This window comes from Paenibacillus sp. GM2FR (assembly GCF_002803325.1).
Taxonomy (GTDB): Bacteria; Bacillota; Bacilli; order Paenibacillales; family Paenibacillaceae; genus Paenibacillus_AQ; species Paenibacillus_AQ lautus.
On record NZ_MKZM01000010.1, the window covers coordinates 155,858 to 174,204 of the forward strand.

12 protein-coding genes are annotated in these 18,347 nt (G+C 43.8%); all 12 read left to right on the top strand.

Annotation, left to right across the window (positions count from 1 at the left end):
* Nucleotides 1–67: 67 nt before the first annotated feature.
* The 12 genes from PAEVO_RS25865 to PAEVO_RS25920 all read left to right on the top strand — a co-directional run bounded on the left by PAEVO_RS25865 (nt 68) and on the right by PAEVO_RS25920 (nt 18,319).
* Complete coding sequence (locus tag PAEVO_RS25865; protein WP_243390935.1) at nt 68–1,339, top strand: alpha-L-fucosidase; 1,272 nt, start codon at nt 68–70, stop codon at nt 1,337–1,339.
* Between the two features lie 73 nt (nt 1,340–1,412).
* Nucleotides 1,413–2,798: an ABC transporter substrate-binding protein gene (locus PAEVO_RS25870; protein WP_100540383.1), complete on the top strand. Its 1,386-nt coding sequence runs from the start codon at nt 1,413–1,415 to the stop codon at nt 2,796–2,798.
* A gap of 28 nt (nt 2,799–2,826) precedes the next feature.
* Entirely contained in the window at nt 2,827–4,209 is a 1,383-nt protein-coding gene (locus PAEVO_RS25875; protein WP_100540384.1) for an ABC transporter substrate-binding protein, read from the top strand.
* A 271-nt stretch (nt 4,210–4,480) separates the two neighbouring features.
* Complete coding sequence (locus PAEVO_RS25880; RefSeq protein ID WP_100540385.1) at nt 4,481–5,599, top strand: ABC transporter ATP-binding protein; 1,119 nt, start codon at nt 4,481–4,483, stop codon at nt 5,597–5,599.
* A gap of 13 nt (nt 5,600–5,612) precedes the next feature.
* Entirely contained in the window at nt 5,613–8,582 is a 2,970-nt protein-coding gene (locus PAEVO_RS25885) for an extracellular solute-binding protein (protein ID WP_100540386.1), read from the top strand.
* Nucleotides 8,572–9,567: a carbohydrate ABC transporter permease gene (locus PAEVO_RS25890; RefSeq protein WP_100540387.1), complete on the top strand. Its 996-nt coding sequence runs from the start codon at nt 8,572–8,574 to the stop codon at nt 9,565–9,567. The genes PAEVO_RS25885 and PAEVO_RS25890 overlap by 11 nt, the downstream gene beginning before the upstream one ends.
* Before the next feature lie 23 nt (nt 9,568–9,590).
* Entirely contained in the window at nt 9,591–10,481 is an 891-nt protein-coding gene (locus tag PAEVO_RS25895; protein ID WP_243390971.1) for a carbohydrate ABC transporter permease, read from the top strand.
* A gap of 24 nt (nt 10,482–10,505) precedes the next feature.
* Nucleotides 10,506–12,617, top strand: coding sequence for a YIP1 family protein (locus PAEVO_RS25900; protein WP_100540389.1), 2,112 nt, complete (start codon nt 10,506–10,508; stop codon nt 12,615–12,617).
* A complete protein-coding gene (locus tag PAEVO_RS25905; protein ID WP_100540390.1) occupies nt 12,617–15,019 on the top strand; it encodes a DUF5696 domain-containing protein in 2,403 nt (800 codons plus the stop codon). The genes PAEVO_RS25900 and PAEVO_RS25905 overlap by 1 nt, the downstream gene beginning before the upstream one ends.
* A gap of 1 nt (nt 15,020) precedes the next feature.
* The gene (locus tag PAEVO_RS25910; protein WP_100540391.1) at nt 15,021–15,890 is read left to right on the top strand and encodes a carbohydrate ABC transporter permease; all 870 of its coding nucleotides are present in this window, start codon (nt 15,021–15,023) and stop codon (nt 15,888–15,890) included.
* Nucleotides 15,891–15,909: 19 nt separating this feature from the next.
* Nucleotides 15,910–16,872 carry a carbohydrate ABC transporter permease gene (locus PAEVO_RS25915; protein WP_100540392.1) on the top strand — a complete coding sequence of 321 codons (963 nt, stop codon included), beginning with the start codon at nt 15,910–15,912 and terminating at the stop codon, nt 16,870–16,872.
* 40 nt (nt 16,873–16,912) lie between these two features.
* Nucleotides 16,913–18,319 (top strand): ABC transporter substrate-binding protein, encoded by a 1,407-nt coding sequence (locus PAEVO_RS25920; protein WP_100540393.1) that lies wholly within the window; start codon nt 16,913–16,915, stop codon nt 18,317–18,319.
* Nucleotides 18,320–18,347 lie beyond the last annotated feature (28 nt).

Sequence of the window (18,347 nt, forward strand, 5' to 3'; positions counted from 1 at the left end):
CACCTTCACAACAGAATTGTTAAGATTAGAAAAAAAGTTGAGGGGGGTCTTTATGATAACGAATTCGATGATTAAACCTACTCTTAGGCAGTTAGAGTATCAGGGCTGGGAGTTTGGTATGTTTTTGCATTTTGGTCTGCGTACATTCTATGAGGGGTATGTTGATTTTGATAAGCGCCCGATGTCACCTTCGGCATTCAATCCGGTTCAGTTAGATTGCGAGCAGTGGATTCGAACAGCTAAAGAATCTGGGATGAACTACGCGGTATTGACAGCCAAACATCATGACGGTTTCTCTAACTGGCCATCGAAATATAGTTCATTCACGGTTGCTGAGTCCCCATGGAAAGAGGGAACAGGGGATGTGGTGAAGGAGTTCGTCGCCGCTTGCCGTAAGTATGATGTGAAACCCGGATTATATTATTCTCCATTTGACGGCTCGGCAGATTTTTATAATCAGGATGCCCGTGCATATGATGATTACTTTGTTAATCAAATTACGGAACTGCTTGGAGATTATGGAGACATTGATATTCTGTGGTTTGACGGTTGCGGCTCTGAAGGCCATGAATATGATTGGGCAAGGATTATGGGTGAGATTCGAAGGCTGCAGCCGAATATTTTAATTTTTAATATGGGCGATCCTAATTTCCGGTGGGTAGGTAATGAAGACGGAATTGCACCGATTCCTTGCTGGAATGTTACAGATGCAACGGAATTCTCGATTTTAACCCAGCAGAAGGATGCATTGGGTGAACATATATGGTTACCTGCTGAATGCGATGTACAGATGCGGGCGAATTGGTTCTACAGTGACAGTGATGAGCACACCATCAAGAGCCTGGATCAACTTATGGGCTTGTATTATTATTCGGTAGGTCGAGGCGCTAACTTGCTATTAAATATCGGACCGGATCGAGAAGGTCTGTTACCTGCGAAAGACACAGCACAGTTACAGGCAATGGGTGATGAGATCCGTAGAAGATTCGATCATCCTATTGCTTCAATCGAACAGTGTTCGCAGAATAAGTCAGGATGGTCTTATGAGGCAACGAAACCTCATCTAATCGATCATATCCTGATTCAAGAGGACTTAGCGAACGGAGAACATGTACGGAGCTTCCGGATTAACGTCACGACTGAAAAAACACATCGGTCCATCACGGTGTACGAAGGAAGAAACATTGGGCATAAAGCAATTATTCGCATCCCTGCGATTAAAGTTCGGGGTCTTCAATTAGAAATAACAGATTATGATGGTGTGCCTTCAATCCGCCAAATGGCTATCTACTATGTGGGGGGGACTCGAGAACAATCTGAGCATCAGCCAGAGAAGTAACTAACCCCTTACAGTACGGGGGGATGCTTTTTTAAAAATTTGTAGTTCATATATGTGAGGGGGATGAATTGTGATGATAAACCGAAAAATGTGGAATGTACTTATGATACTGTGCCTTATGTTTACCATTTTTGTAACCGCTTGCAGCAGCTCGGATAATACAGCTAATGAACCGGAAAGCCAATCTGAAGCGACGGATACCAATAATACGGATACAAACACGGAGGAAGGTAAGGAAGAGGAACCGAAAGAGCCTGTCAAACCATTTAGCGATGAACCCGTAACGCTGAAAATAGCGACGCCGTGGGGAATCGACTATTTCACACCTAGAATGATTGATCCGATTCAAGAGCAATTCCCCCATGTCACCGTCGAGCATGTTGACTGGAACGGAACGGCTGAGAATATGCAGGAATTAAGCGCGCAGGGTATTGTTCCAGATATTGTATTAGGTTATACCGGTCAAGCACCGTTTGAAGAACTTGAAATGGTATTCGGTCTGGATGACATGATTGCTGAGTATGGCGTTGATTTAAGTGGTGTCAATCCGCAACTGCTTCAGGAATTGCGTTCAAGGGACAAAGAAGGACGTCTGATTGGTCTTCCGGATGCTGGCGATGTCCTCGCATTGTACTATAACAAAGAAATATTTGACCTGCTAGGGGCTGAATATCCGACTGACAATATGACTTGGGATGAACTTCTTGACCTGGCGAAGAAGCTAACCGCTAAGAAGGATGGTGTTCAATACAGTGGTCTTGACTTAGGGGCCATGCCAACGGCGTTATTTAATCAACTATCGATGAACTATACAGACCCGGAGACGGGTGAAGTATTGTTCGATAAAGATCCTAAGTTTGCAAAGATGATGGAGGTTCTCAAGAAATATTTCAGTATACCCAACATCTATAATCCAGAAGAACAAAGTAAATTTGAAGGCAAAACAGCTGCAATGGTCGTGAACTGGCATGGCTTCTTAACTTGGTTTGGCGGAGAAATCGAAGAGAGAGTCGAATATGAGAAAAACATGGATATGGTTCCCGTTCCTTCGTTTGCAGATATGCCGGGATTAGCTCCTAAACCAGGCGCTCATCCATGGATCATCAATGATTTCAGTGAACATAAGGAAGCAGCACTACAAGTGTTAACCTACGTGATCTCCCCTGAATACCAGATACAATACCGGATGAGAATGGGAACGCCTTCCGTATCCTTAAGCCAAGAGGATGGGAAATTGTTCGGTGCAGACGATCCAACGTATACAGGCAAAAATGTGACTGCGATGTTCCAAAATCCATTTGCTGAACCACCCGCACGTAAAAGTCCATGGGATCGGCATGTCGCGTTCAGTGAGGCACTTACTAAGTTTGCGACTACCGATTTGAATATAGCGGAGTTTACACGTGTGCTGAAGGAAGAGTCAGAAATCAAGATTAAGGAAGAGCAATCCAAGAAATAAACATGAAATGCATTAGGGGGAGCGTTATATGAAGCAGAAACGCATATTAGTCCTACTGTCAGTGTTTATTTTATCCATTTCAATGTTGTTGTCAGGGTGCAGTACGGATGGTGGTGGCAAACAGGAAGACACAACGGAAACGGTAGCCACGGATACACCATCTACGGATGCGCCATCCACAGATGCGAAAACAGAGGATGAGCAGGCCGTATCGACAGATGAGGTTACCATCAAGATTTTGTATCCATGGGGACAAGAGGCGTTCGATAAACTTTTTAAGGATATTGATGAGAAGCTTCCGAATATTAACGTGGAATTAGTTGACTCCCAGGCACAATTGGAGCCATTGCAAGAGCTGAACGCGAAACAAATCGTTCCCGACATCATTTTTGCCAATTGGGGAATCGACGCGCTACAAGAGCTAGATATGATCGAACCGCTCGATGGTTTGATCGAATCCCATGAATTTGATCTTAGTGGCATAGACCCCTCCATAATAGCTTACTGGCGATTAGTCGATTCTGAGGGCAGATTGCTAGGGATGCCTACGGCTAGCGACAATTATGCGTTGTTTTACAACAAAGAGGTTTTCGATCTGTTTGGCGTGTCTTATCCAACAGAGGATCTGACGTGGGATGCTGTGGTTGATCTTGCGAAGAAGCTGACGGGTGAAAGGGACGGCATCCAATATCATGGGCTAGAGATGGGCCCTGGATTTGCAGGAACAGAAGCCTTGGTGCCTCTAAAACAATTGAATGTGAACTTGACAGACCCAGAGACCGGTGAGGTATTGATAACGAAGGAACCGGCGGTTACGAAATACCTGGAACTGATGAAGAAGTTCTACAGCATCCCTGGCATTTATAGTGATGATCCGGAAGTCAGAAAGGATTATTCCTTTCAAAATAAAAATGTCGCTATGATCGTATCTTGGCCGGGATACATAAAATGGGGCATTGGAGATCCGGAAATCGCGAAACATATTCAATCCGTACCTGTGCCGGTATGGCCGGAATTACCGAATATTGCACCAGCTTCATTCTCGCATCCATTCATTATTAATAAACACAGTGAGCATAAAGATGAAGCATTTCAAGTTCTTGCTGAATATGTATCTCCCGAGCATCAGACTAAATTAGCCAGAATTGGTGACCGCCCTGTACTAACCGATCCGAAAGTTTCCGAAGAGTTTGGCGCGGAACTTGAAGTGTATGAAGGTATGGATATTAGCGCATTCTTCTCACGTGAGCCAGCCATTCCAACAACGATCAGCAAATGGGATCAATATGTGGATCTTTCAGGGAGTCTTCTGAAATTCTCGGAGTCAGATATGAACATTCCAGAGTTTCTAAGAGTATTACAGGAAGAATCCGAGGCGAAAATCAAAGATGCCATGGCTAAGGGACAGTAGAGGTTCCCGGACCAGATAAGATTCAAACTATCTAGATTGAACTAATGAAAAGAAGAACCTCAACGGAGAAGGCGGAATTATTCTGGAGAAGCGGTAGCGGTCGCCTTTGCACCCGGATTTCAACCATTTTTAATAGATTGATAGAAATCTGGGGGCAACAGCGATCGGAAGAATAATCCGTATTCGTAGTGATGCTCCGGCTGAGAATCTTTAGTTCAACTTATATAAGTAAGGATTGGGGAAAAACGGGATCTGCAAAGGAGGAATTCCAGTGTCGAGAATTATATTTAATCATGTTCACAAACGTTACGGGAAATATAAAGAATACGCGGTGAAAGACTTTAACCTCGAAGTTGAGGATGAGGAATTTCTTGTCTTTGTAGGTTCTTCAGGATGCGGTAAGTCGACAACATTACGTATGCTAGCGGGATTAGAGGATATTTCAGAAGGCGAAATTTACATTGGCGATACCATTGTGAATGATATGCCGCCTAAAGATCGTGATATATCGATGGTATTCCAAAACTATGCGTTATACCCGAACATGTCTGTCTACGATAATATTGCCTTTGGTCTGCAAATGAGAAAGCTTCCGAAACATGAAATTGAGTCATCGGTTAAACGGGCTGCCCGTGTACTCGAAATTGAGAACTATTTGGACCGTAAACCAAGAGAATTATCTGGCGGTCAGCGACAGCGTGTTGCACTAGGTCGGGCGATCGTTCGTACACCACAGGCATTTCTTATGGATGAACCGCTCTCCAACTTGGATGCTAAACTGCGCGTGCAAATGCGTTCGGAAATTATTCGCCTTCACAAAAAAATCGGTGTCACGACGATTTATGTTACCCATGATCAGATCGAAGCGATGACGATGGGCGATCGTATTGTGGTCATGGAGAAGGGGATTGTTCAACAGGTAGATACGCCAGAGGTCATTTATAATGAACCAGCTAATCTGTTCGTAGCCAACTTTATCGGAAACCCGCCGATGAATTTTGTGACCGGTAAAATTGAAGAGCGTGAAGGGTTCCTTGAATTCCATACGAAGCGCTTCGGGCTCAGGCTCACAGAGAAGCAAGCTCATACGATAAGACAGATGAATCTTGTAGATCGAGGAATCATTATTGGAATGCGGCCAGAAAACATTAGCTTTGAGGAAATCATGTTGGAAGCGTATCCACAATCGATTATTAACGGAACGATGGAATTAAGTGAATTTGTTGGATCGGACCGTTACTACCATATGAATATAGGGTTGGAGAAATATTTAGTTGCCCGCGCTCACCCACGCTATCACTTTGATGATGGAATGAGAACTGCTGTCGCAGTGGATATGAACAAAGTATTATTTTTCCATAAGGATACAGGGATTCTATTAACAAAGTGATGGAGGGATACGAATGGTAAAGAGAAGTACTAAATTTCTTAACCGATTATTGCTCGTTATCTTATCCGTAGCCCTTATAGGTAATCCGGTATTGCCAGGTAACGCACAAGGGGATCCCAAGACTGCGGAAACTAGCAGTCCGGATGCACTTACTCAAGATTTTTCGAGCCATGAACCCTATTTTTATACCATATCGAAAGCATGGGAGCAGAAGAAGGTTAAGGTGGGAACGAAGGAGGTTGAGATCGACGCTAAATCGTATCATGCGAAGTCGGATGATGCGGTCGTCTCCGTTGGCTCCTATGAAGGCGAGAATGATGTTCTTCTATGGTCTCAGCCTAAAGGCTGGGTAGAGTACAAAGTAAATGTAGATCAAGAAGGCTTATATGAATTGGCTACGGATTATCACCCGTTTCTTTCAAAGGATGGGCTCGGTCGCCAGTCGGTGATCATGAGTGTCCAGATTAATGGGGAATATCCGTTTCGAGAGGCACATTCCGTCTCGTTGGAACGGCGATTTTCTGAAGTGAGGCCTGAGAAATATGATGAAGAGGGGAATCAAATCCGCTCATTAATTGACGAAGAAGCGGGTTGGAAAACGACTTCTTTTCGTGATTCTGAGGGGTCTTATAGCCAACCGTTGCAATGGCATTTGAACAAAGGGGAAAACACGATTCGTATAGAGACGATTCGTCAGTCGGTCGCGCTGAAATCATTCCGTTTAAAAGCACCTAAAGACATTGTTAATTATGAAGACGTGAAAAAAACGTATCCAGCTAATGGAACGAGCGGCAGTAAGGAAGCCATTGTCATCGAGGGTGAGCAGTTCTGTCTTAAAAACTCCTCTTCGATTCAAACGCAATACGATCGGAGTCCGTTATCTGAGCCTAAGTCGCTCGATCTCGTTCGATTTAATACGATAGGTGGTACGGGCTGGAACAAAGGCGGTCAAGCGGTGACTTGGGATTTTGAAGTTCCGGAAGATGGCGTATACCATCTGACATTCCGTGTGAAACAAAATTTGCGTAAAAATGCTACGGTATTCCGAAATATTTATATTGACGGTGAAATTCCTTTTAACGAAATGAAAAATTATCCGTTTCCGTATGACAGCGACTGGAAAAAGGTAACGCTTGCTAATTCGGATGGGGAATCATTTGATTTCTATTTCACCAAAGGGAAGCATTCGATCAAGATGGAAGCCACTGTCGAGCCTTATATCCCCGTCATAGCCGACATCGATCAAATGTCGAAGGAACTTCGCGATGTTTCCAGAGAACTTCGTATTGCCACAGGGAACAGCACGGATGCGTATCGCGTATGGAATATCGAGAAAGATATCCCGGGTATGACCAAGAGGCTTGAAGCATTAAGGGATAGCTTCAACAAACTTACAGATGAAATGCTCGCCATCAACAAGGTAAGAGACAATGTGTCACAATCCTTTAAGTCCAGTGTGCGAGATCTGGAAGATTTATTGAAAGATCCGAATGAAATTCCTTATAGTCAGTTAACCATTGGAACGATGCAAGAGAAGATTGAGGCCCAGCGTGTGGATTTGATGAATACCCCGCTGCAAATTGATCGAATTTATGTAGCTGCCCCCGATACAAAACTGCCTAAAATCGAGGCGAACTTCTTCGAGAAATTATGGAACTCGATCGTTACGTTGTTCTATTCCTTTACAAGCAAGAATCAGCTTGATCGGAATGCAGAAGATGAATTGAATATTTGGATGTTCAAAGGGCGTGATTACGTCGATGAGCTGCAGCAGCTTGCCAATGAACGATTTACACCAGAGCATGGCATTAAAGTGAATATCAATTTGGTCCAATCGCCAGATTTAGTAGTTCTCGGTAAAGCAGCCGGGATATTACCTGATATAGCGATTGGGGTACCGAGTGCATCGATCTTTGATTATGCATTACGTAATGCCATTTATGACTTTACAAAGTTCCCGGATTCGGAGGAATTGTTAGATGAATTCCATCCAGGTATTATGCAGCCTTACCGTTATGACGGTGGCGTTTATGGTATACCGGAGACGAATAACTTTAACATTATGTTTTATCGCAAGGATATTATGAATCAGCTTGGCCTATCGGTTCCGGATACTTGGGATGATGTATACCAGATCCTGCCGACGTTATTGCAGAACGAAAGTAACTTCTATATCCCGCCTGATAACTTCTCGTATCTGTTCTTCCAAAATAACGTGGAGTTGTATTCGAAGGACGGACTGACGAGTGCATTGAATGACCCGAAAGCTTTTGAAGCGTTCAAAGAATGGACGGAAATGTTCAATGTGTACGGGATGGAACGACAAGTGAACAGTTTTTATCAACAGTTTAGAGATGGAACCATGCCGATCGGTATTTCAGATTTCAATACATACATGCAGCTGCTTGTCGCAGCACCGGAAATTATGAATGAATGGGCAATTGCTCCTATTCCTGGAACCAAACAGGCAGACGGTACGATTGCAAGATGGGCTGCCGCGGGAGCACCGACAGCGAACGTTCTTTTCAATGATACACCGAAAGAGAAACGCGATCTCGCTTGGGATTTTGTGAAATGGTACATGTCCGAAGATATTCAAACCGAGTTTGGACTTAATCTGGAGCAATATCGCGGTGAAACCTTCCGCTGGAATTCAGCTAATGTTCATGCGTTTGCGAATATGCCTTGGAAACAGGAGGATCTCAGCGTTATTTTGGATCAATGGCAGTGGATGCAAGAGTGGCCCAATGTACCGGGAGGATATATGACGGCTCGAGAACTTGGTTTTGCTTGGAACAATGCAGCCATTGATCAAGTAAATCCAAGGATTGCATTAGAGAAGGCGGTTAAAGAAATTAACCGGGAGATGAAGCGTAAACAGCAAGAGTTCAATTATATCGATGAAAACGGGCAAGTATTGAAGAAACTCGATCTGATCCGGATTACAGAACCTTGGGAAGGAGCGATTCTGAATGACAGATAATGCAGCAGCCCTTTCTGAGAAGATGAGCGGAGCTCCTACCAAGCTCGGTAAGACGAAGCCTAGTATTTCGGAACGGATCCATTATTTACTGAAAGACATGTGGAAGTACCGCTTATCTTACTTATTTATTTTACCGTTTATGGCGATGTTCATCATATTTATTCTGATTCCTGTTGTTTCAGGTATTTTGTTAAGCTTCACCTATTTTAATGCCTTTGATTTTCCATCATGGCGTGGCTGGCTTAACTATCAGAATTTATTCTCACAGGACATTATTTTCTTGCAGTATGTATTGCCTAACTCGTTTAAGTTTGCCGTATTCGTAGGGCCGGTTGGTTACATCTTAGCCTTTTTGTTAGCCTGGTTAATTGCTCAGTTGCCAACAACGATGCGCACTTGGTATGCACTTGCCATGTATGCTCCTTCGTTATCTGCAGGTGTTGCGATGGCAGTCGTTTGGACGGTTATGTTTACCGGGGACCGATCGGGTTATATTAACAGCTTTTTGCTCAAATGGGGAATCATTGATCAGCCGGTTTTATTCTTACTCGATAAAGACTACTTGCTCAATATTATGATCATTGTCTCGATTTGGTCATCCATGGGTATTGGTTTCTTGGCCATCTTGGCCGGTATTCTCAACGTGGATAGACAATTGTACGAGGCAGGACGAATTGATGGTATATCGAGTCGTCTTCAAGAAGTGTGGTACATCACCATTCCAATGATGAAGCCGCAGATGATGTTCGCAGCCATTATGGCGATCGTTCATACGATTAAATCCGGTGGTATTGGGGTTCAATTGTCGGGTACGAACCCGACCCCGAATTATGCGGGTCAATTATTAATTGATCATATCAATGACTATGGCTTTATTCGTTTCGAACTCGGTTACGCGAGTGCGATTTCTATCGTCGTTCTTCTGATGTGTTATGTGTTAAGTAAATTTTTCGGTTATTTATTTGCACCGAAGGAGGATGAATAATGCAAGAGGCACGGATGACTGCCATGCAGCGGAAATTAAAGATAAAATGGAGCGATTTTGTATTAGCTCTGAGATTGATCGATCGAGCACAAATATGGATTGCCATCTGTATCTTACCGCTTGCCATTTTCATGCTCCTTCCGCTTATTTATTTGTTCAACCATGCATTTAAACCATTACACGAGCTATTCATGTTCCCGCCCACATTTATTGTTAGGGAGCCGACAACGGGGAGTTTCTCGGAACTGTTTGCCATGACGGCAAGCACCATTGTGCCGGTATCCAGGTATGTATTCAACAGTATTGTGGTTACCTTGTTGTCTAGCGTTGCCATGGTGATCACAGGAGCGATGTGTGCCTATCCTTTATCAAAGCATCCGTTCCCAGGATCGAAAATAGTGCTCGGTTTAATTATGCTGTCGTTGCTATTTGCAACAGAAGCCATCGCCATTCCGCGTTTTATCGTCATTCAAAGCCTAGGGATTATGAACACTTATTTGGGTCACGTACTGCCCCTTGTCGCGATGCCAGTGGGCGTATTCCTATTAAAGCAGTTTATGGACCAAGTGCCTAACGAGCTGCTGGAAGCCGCGAAGATCGATGGCGCGAAAGAATTCACCATTTTCCTACGCATCGTTATGCCCATCGTTACACCTGCCATTGCAACGATTTCAATCCTTGCTTTCCAATCGGCATGGGGGAACGTAGAGACTTCAACTTTATTCATGCAGGAAGATTCCATGAAGACGCTCCCGTTTTACATGAGCACATTAACATCTGGGCTAAGTAACTCGGTAGCTAGACAGGGAGCGGCGGCGGCAGGAGCATTGATCATGTTTTTACCGTCATTGATCATCTTTTTGATCTTCCAGAGAAGAGTAATCACGACTATGGCGCATTCGGGGATCAAATAAGCAGAGGAATGGGGGAGGTGTACCGTGCGCAACCATCAAAGCAAATCGAAATATGTGCTTTGGCTAGTCTGCTTGATTGCACTGACTGGATTCCCGATGATCGCAAGCGCTGATGTTCCTTATCGTACCTTCACAGAAGATAGTTATGAACGTACGATTATGACGCAATCTGCTTATTCTCCGGTCGGCGTATTAGCGCAGGAAATTCCAGTAGTCAATGAAAAGGGTGAAGTAGAGTATACATCGCTGCAACGCCCTCAAGATCTATTCATCGCAGACAACGATGATATTTATATTGCGGATACCGATAATAATCGGATTGTTCATCTGAATGAAGATGGTGAGCTCGTTCGGATAATCACATTGCCAGAAAGTCCGCTAAATCAACCACAGGGTGTGTTTGTGGCCGGTAACGGCGATATTTACATTGCGGATACAGGGAATAAGCGGGTGGTTCACCTTGATAAGAATGCGAAATTATTGAATGAAATTGGTCGTCCTGAATCACCACTTATTAATGAATCCTTTGTATATGAACCGACAAATATGGTTATCGATAAACGCGGCTTTATCTATGTTGTATCGAAAGGGAGTTATCACGGGATCATTCAATTTACCCCTGAGGGGAAATTCGACCAGTTCTTCGGTACGAATAAAACGGAAGTAACGCTGATGGATATCATTCGGAGACAGTTCTATTCGAAAGAGCAATTGAGTCGGCAAGTTCGATTGCTGCCTGTAACGATCCGGAATATAGATATCGATGATCAAGGCTTCATCTATACGGTTTCCGGTTCCAAAACAGAGCAAGTCAAGAAATTGAACATTCGCGGCGAAAATATATGGAAAGAGATGTCGTTCAATGAACGATTGTTTTCCTTAGCTTCCGTAGAATCGGACGAATTGATTGAGAAGCAGCTTACCGATGTCTCATTGGACCAGAATGGTAATGTAACGATTATTGATAAATCACGGAATATTGTTTCCCAGTATGATGCAAACGGAACGATGTTATTTTATTGGTCGGGCCGTTCGGCCTTAGGTAATTCGCTGGTTGGATTAACAGCGGCACCTGTTGCAGTAGAAACCAACTCGAACAAACGCCTTTATATTTTGGATGAGGCGCTGAGCCTCATTCAAGTCTATGAACCGACTGAGTTTGGAGCAACGGTTCACGAAGCTTACAAGTTAATGGAGGAAGGAAAGTATGCAGAAGGGGAGCAATATTGGAACAAAGTACTGAAGTTGAATGCTCATTTCTCTCCAGCTTATAAAGGAATCGCTCAGGCCGCATTTTCTCGCGGTGAGTACGAGCGCGCTAGAGCCTTGTTCAAGCTTGCAGGAGATGGTGAGGGATACTCAGACTCATTCTGGCAAATTCGCTTGCAATGGTTCCAGAAAAACTTCTCGACCTTGGCGAACTTTGCTATTATAGCCGGCCTCGTATTATGGGTGTTTATCAAGCTCAAGAGAAAATTCAATTTCCGAATGATGCCGAAATCGAATAAGTTGAACAGTCAAACCTGGTTCCAGCAATTAAAGCATGTATTCTACATTTTGAAACATCCCATAGACGGATTTGGTGATTTGAGATATTTGAATAAAGGTGGCTACATTAGTGCTTTCGTTATTCTCATATTAACGGTGGTCATGCTTCTGGTGAAATCGTTCTATACGAGTTTTACATATAATCCAGTGCCGGTCTATGCAAAAGGTTCAACTTATATGCTCACAGTCTTCTTGGCCGTATGGTTATCATGGGTGGTATGTAACTATCTGGTAGGTTCGATCAAGCAGGGTGAAGCAAGGTTTAAAGATGTATTCGTTGGAAGCTGTTATTCATTGTTCCCGGTCGTGTTACTCGGGATCCCGCTTGCTCTTATTTCGAATATCTTTACACAAAGCGAAGCATCCATTTACAGCTCTATTGAGGTAGGTATGCTTTTGTGGAGCGGGCTATTATTCTTCTGGAACATTCAAGCGCTGCAAAACTACGGCGTTGGCGAAACGGTATTGAACATTACACTTACGGTCATCACGATGACCATTATGTGGGTACTTGTGTTCATCTTAATCGGACTCACATCCGAATTTGGCAACTTTGTTTACACGATCTATCAGGAGGTGTCGATGTGATGCGCTTATTACGCTCCAAAACACGATTCATGGTAGCTGCGATCTGCGTCTTATTCGCGTCGACGCTCGTCGGTTTTATGTTTGCTGCATCCGCTTCAACCGATAAGAAGCAGACCGAGGTTCAAACTACGGCACAGACTGAAACGCAAACGGAGACCAAAAGGGCACCTCAGACGAGTACGACAAAGACAGTAACCCCTGCAAAATCAAATGGAAAGTTGCCGGATGAAACCCAATTTCAAAGGATAGCGGAAAATGAGAAATTATTGCTTAAAGCGGATAAGGCCACCGGTCATTTTACCGTAACAAGTAAAACGACAGGAGAAGTATGGCGCTCTTTTCCTAATCCGAAGGATTGGCAGGATAAGCTGAATACGGATGCATGGAAGTTGCATCTTGCTTCACCCTTTATGTTCCGTTATGTAGAGTTTAATCTGCGTAAAGATTTGCTGAAGGAGACTAACCTTTATGCTCAAAAAGGGGGAATAAGCCAGTTCGAAGTAACGGATCAGGGATTTAAAGTGATGTATGACATGCCGGATCTTGGCTTCATGATTCCTGTAGAAGTAAAGCTCGGCGAAGATTTCGTGGAAACGAAAGTGTTGGCTGAAGGTCTTGTGGATGAGAAAGTCATTCCGAAGGAAGAGCCGGCGGCAGCTGCGGTTGATAAGGACGGCAAAGAAGTCAAGAAACCGAAGCCCAAGAAAGATCCGATGGCTCGCCTAGCGTCCATTCGCTTATTCCCTTTCTTGGGTGCACAAACTTCGGATGACGAAGACGGATTTCTATACATTCCAGACGGTCCGGGCGCTTTAATTGATTTCAGAGAACGTCGTGCGGGTACACAAAACCTCTATACGGAACGTGTTTATGGCGACGATTGGGCATACAGTAACCGCAATACCATGTCTGATCGTAATCCGATTACCATGCCGGTATTCGGGATTAAATCGAATAAGCAAGCACTCCTAGGAGTCATTACAGAAGGTGAAGAGTACGCGAACGTGGTTGCAGCACCTTCGGGATCATTCAGTCAATTCAACTGGGTTGCACCAGAGTATCAGTACCGGTTCAAGTTCTTCCAACCGACAGATACGAAGAAACTTAACGGTTACCTGACGTATAGCAAAGAAATAACGAAATCGGATCGTGCGACCCGTTATTATATGATCGATGAACAAGATGAAGAAATTAGCTATGTTACATTAGCTGAACGTTATCGGGAATTATTGATGAGAGAGTCTGCGATGAAACCGTTAGAAGGTGAACAAGCGAAGCTGCGGCTTCAGCTGCACTTACTTGGCGGCGATACCGAAGACGGATTTTTGTGGGATTCCTATCTACCATTAACAACCACGAAAGAGGCTGAAGCTATCGTCCAGGAGTTGTCTGCACTCGGTGTGGATCACATGGATATCACTTACCTCGGATGGCAGAACGATGGATACAGTAAGTTCGGTGGTGACTTCCCCGTTCCAGATGAACTTGGCGGTAACAAGGGAATGAAGAAATTTACCGATTTCGCTCATTCGAAGGGCTATGGGGTTTATCTCGATGCCTCTTCCTATACGTATAACAGAGGCGGTAAAGACGGATTTCGGAAGAATAGAGACGGTCTTCGTGACCTAGCTTCTTCTGTCATTGAATCGATGAATTGGGATAGCAGACGGAAGACGTTTGTCAGTCCTCAATTTATGAAAGGTGTTATAGAAGAAGATCTCCAAGAAGCGAAATCATTAGGAATCAATGGCTATGTATACGGTCAAGGAATCGGATCGTTCTTGAATACGGACTTTAATGAGAACTATCGAGCGACAAGAGAACAATCAAAGGAAATTCAGACCCAATTGTTTCAGAAGGCTAAAGAAACATTCGGCAGCGTAAAAGGGGCAGGAGGTAACGCATACACCTTCCCCTATATCAGCCATATGGACAACATGGCCTCTAACTTCTCTTATGACATGTTTATCGATCGTGTCATACCATTCGCCCAAATTGCTCTTCATGGTCTGACAACATACTCATTCGAGTATGCGAACTTGAGTGATGACTATGCGGACAATTTCTTAAAGGGAATCGAATACGGCGCAGTACCATCGTTTGTCGTTACGAACGCTTCATCACAAGAATTACTTAAATCACTTTCTCTGCATGAATTCTACAGTACCAACTACAAGGACTGGCTTGAAGAGATCGTGTCACAGTATCAAAAGTACGAAGAAGCACTTGGTGATGTGCAGAACGAGTTCATTACAGGCCATCGTGAAATCGTAGGCGGCGTATTTGAAACAACTTACAGTAACGGGAAGCAAGTCATCGTGAATTATAACGATCAAGAGGTTCGTGTCGGGAATGTTGTTGTGAAAGCCAAAGACTACATCGTAAGCAAAGGAGGTGCGTAGTATGGCCCCAAAGCGAATACTCTCTGCTAAGAGATCTCGAAAGCTGGAAGGGTCGTTATTTATTGCACCGTGGTTGATCGGATTTATCGCTTTTTTAGGATTTCCGTTAGTCTTCTCACTCTTTATGAGCTTTCACACGGTAAAAATATTGCCGAAAAAAATTGTGTACGACTTTGTTGGCATTAAATATTACCGGGAGATCTTGTTTAACAGCTCGGATCTATACGATAAGTTAATTCCGTATTTTCAAGAAGTCGTCATCATGATCCCGGTTATCGTCATATTTGCCTTGATGATCTCTATTATGCTGAACCAAAAACTGCCCGGTCGATTTTTATTCCGTGCCATCTTCTTCTTACCGGTTATCTTCTCTACGGGTGCTGTGCTGATGTCATTTATTAATCAAGGGGAAGGCAACCTGGGATTCCTTGAACGATTTAATATTGGCGGTTACATGGATATGTTCCTTGGGGATAGCTCCTGGGCGAAACCCGTAAAGACCGTATTGAATCAGTTTGTCCTCGTTTTATGGTATTCCGGGGTGCAAATTCTGCTCTTTATTGCAGGGCTGCAGACCATTTCAACATCTGCGTATGAATCAGCTCGAATCGATGGTGCGACACCGTGGGAAGTATTTTGGAAAATAACCCTCCCAGCGATGTCACCGTTTATCCTGCTGAACTTAATTTATACCGTTGTAGATATGTTTACGTTCCCGTCCAATCCTGTCATTAGTTTGATTAATACAGGAAACTACGGATTTAATAGTGCACTGGCATGGATTTACTTCGCTATTATTCTTGTATTCTTGGGAATTGTCATTCTCATCTACAGTAGAATTAACCGGAAACATGTCGGAGCAAATCGTTAGTGAAGGAGGGAGGCAGAACATGAAGGTTGAAATAGCGACGCGTGTGAAACAAAAGTTCACAACGAAACGTGGATTACGGCAAGTGAAGTATACGATTCTAGGTCGAGAGATGAATCAAGGGCTGTTATTTAAACTAGTCTTGTACGGCATATTCATCGTAACCTCCTATGTGTATATGAACCCGATTTTAAAAATGCTCGTGAAGATGGTCATGAGTGCCAAGGACTTAATTGATCCAACCGTGACGTGGATTCCGTCTTCCGTCTACTTAGGTCATGTGGTCGAAGCATGGAAGCTTTTAGATTATCCGAAGTCTCTCTCCATCAGTATACTGATTGCGATTTCGACTGCTGTGCTCCATTGTATTTCGTGTGGGCTAGCGGGCTATGCCTTGGCAAGGCTCGATGTCCCATTCAAGAGGACGATTCTATTCCTCGTCTTCCTGGCATTCATTATTCCGCCTCAAGTTGTTATTTTGCCTACGATTATGGTGTATACGAAGCTTGGGTTGAATGGTCATTTATTAACCTTAATTTTGCCTTCTATTTTTGGGTTCGGTGTCAAGGGTGCACTCTTTGTCATCATTTTTCGTCAATTCTTCTCCACGCAGCCTAAAGCATTGGAAGAAGCGGCACGGATCGATGGTGCTAGTGCTTTGAGGTTTTATGTACGCGTTATGTTTCCGTTGGCAAGACCAGCCATTCTCGTCGTCCTGTTGTTCTCGTTCGTCTGGACTTGGAATGACACGTACTACCCTAGGATGTTCCTGGGTTCAAGCGGCGATATGCCGTTAGCACTGAAGATGTCATTTATCGATAGTCAGTTGACGACGTTTATTACGAATGGAGGACTGCCGGAATATCTAGCTGAACCGATTAAAATGGGTGCAAGCTTCCTGGTTATATTGCCTCCGCTTATTCTTTACCTCGTTGCCCAGCGTTACTTTGTTGAGAGTGTTGAACGTACAGGTTTGGTCGAGTAGACCTGGATCCATCATTTGGGATAATACAGGAGGATTATGAATGAAGAGAAAATCGATTTTTCTAATCATTACTTTTGTATTCATGCTAACCACATTACTTTCAGGTTGTACCGGCAATGATTCGGTAGATAAAGCACTGGAAGCTGCATCCGAAGCGAAGCCTGCTGGGACTAACGAAGAAGCTGCACAGGAAGAAGAAGTGGATTGGACGAGTAAAGCTGTGACGGATTTCAGCGAGGAGACAACGATCACCATTCAACATGAATGGGGCATAGATCAGATTGCTCCTCTCATGCAGCCCATTGAAGATAAGCTTAAAGCAGAAGGTAAGAATATAACCGTTCATTGGATTCAAGGTGATTCCACTTCGGAAGCATTGCAAGAATTGAACGCTAGTGGTGTCATCCCGGATATTATTTACAGCTCCAAAGGAATTGATGGTTTGAAAGAGCTGGATATGGTTGAGCCCATTGATGACTTGATGAAGATATACGAAATGGATGAAACCAGTATCAATCCATCTGTCATATCCTTGTTCCGCTCCTACGATGATAAGGGTTCCATGGTAGGTGTACCTACGTTTGCTGATACCATTACGTTATTTTACAATAAAGAGATTTTCGATATGTTCGGCGTTCCTTACCCGACAGACCATATGACATGGGATGAAACCTTTGAGTTAGCTAAGAAGTTGACCGGAGAACGAAATGGTGTAAACTACCGTGGTCTGGAGATGGGCTATACGAACAGCCTGACAAGCGAAGCGCTCGCACCTCTTAAAGAAATTATTACGAATGTTGTGGATCCTGAAACCGATGAAGTATTGCTTACGAAGGAGCCGGCAGTTACAAGATATTTCGAATTGATGAAAAAGTTCTATAGCATACCAGGGGTATATGAACGTGATCCGGATAAACAAGCAAGCTTCTTTGCCGGTGGAACGGCTGCGATGTTAGTGTCTTGGCCGACATATCTGGAATGGGGGATTCCTGAAACCATTCGACCGAATGTAGATTCGGTTCTCATGCCAATCTGGGGAGGGGAAGATCAGTTAGCGACACCAACGCAAGCCCATATGTATGTATTGAATAAATACGGTGAGCAAAAAGATGCAGCTTTCCAGTGGATGAAAGAAGTCGTTGCGGAAGATATGCAGATGAAGTTCTCCGCTGCAGGGTATCCGACGGTTTTGAAGAGTCCGGAAGTTATCGCGGCATTCGGCAGCGAAAAGGATATTTACGAAGGCAAAAATGTAAAAGCGTACTTCCCGGAAAACGCAAGAGTCATTGAAGGTAGAAAATCGCAATATCAACGATTAGCTGAAGGTATGATTACCGAGAAACTGAAGGACTTCGCAAACTCGGATATGAATATCGCCGAATTTTTGCGTAAGCTGGAAGAAGAAATGACGATTAAGATCAAGGAAGAGAAACAAAAGAAAGAGTAAGGGCAATAAGAACCTCTGGTCGCTTGCA

Bases quoted from the DNA above. Each gene is read 5' to 3' on its own strand.
- PAEVO_RS25865 (WP_243390935.1), top strand. From the start codon at position 68: ATGATTAAACCTACTCTTAGGCAGTTAGAGTATCAGGGCTGGGAGTTT.
- PAEVO_RS25870 (WP_100540383.1), top strand. From the start codon at position 1,413: ATGATAAACCGAAAAATGTGGAATGTACTTATGATACTGTGCCTTATG.
- PAEVO_RS25875 (WP_100540384.1), top strand. From the start codon at position 2,827: ATGAAGCAGAAACGCATATTAGTCCTACTGTCAGTGTTTATTTTATCC.
- PAEVO_RS25885 (WP_100540386.1), top strand. From the start codon at position 5,613: ATGGTAAAGAGAAGTACTAAATTTCTTAACCGATTATTGCTCGTTATC.
- PAEVO_RS25890 (WP_100540387.1), top strand. From the start codon at position 8,572: ATGACAGATAATGCAGCAGCCCTTTCTGAGAAGATGAGCGGAGCTCCT.
- PAEVO_RS25895 (WP_243390971.1), top strand. From the start codon at position 9,591: ATGCAGCGGAAATTAAAGATAAAATGGAGCGATTTTGTATTAGCTCTG.
- PAEVO_RS25905 (WP_100540390.1), top strand. From the start codon at position 12,617: ATGCGCTTATTACGCTCCAAAACACGATTCATGGTAGCTGCGATCTGC.
- PAEVO_RS25910 (WP_100540391.1), top strand. From the start codon at position 15,021: ATGGCCCCAAAGCGAATACTCTCTGCTAAGAGATCTCGAAAGCTGGAA.
- PAEVO_RS25915 (WP_100540392.1), top strand. From the start codon at position 15,910: ATGAAGGTTGAAATAGCGACGCGTGTGAAACAAAAGTTCACAACGAAA.
- PAEVO_RS25920 (WP_100540393.1), top strand. From the start codon at position 16,913: ATGAAGAGAAAATCGATTTTTCTAATCATTACTTTTGTATTCATGCTA.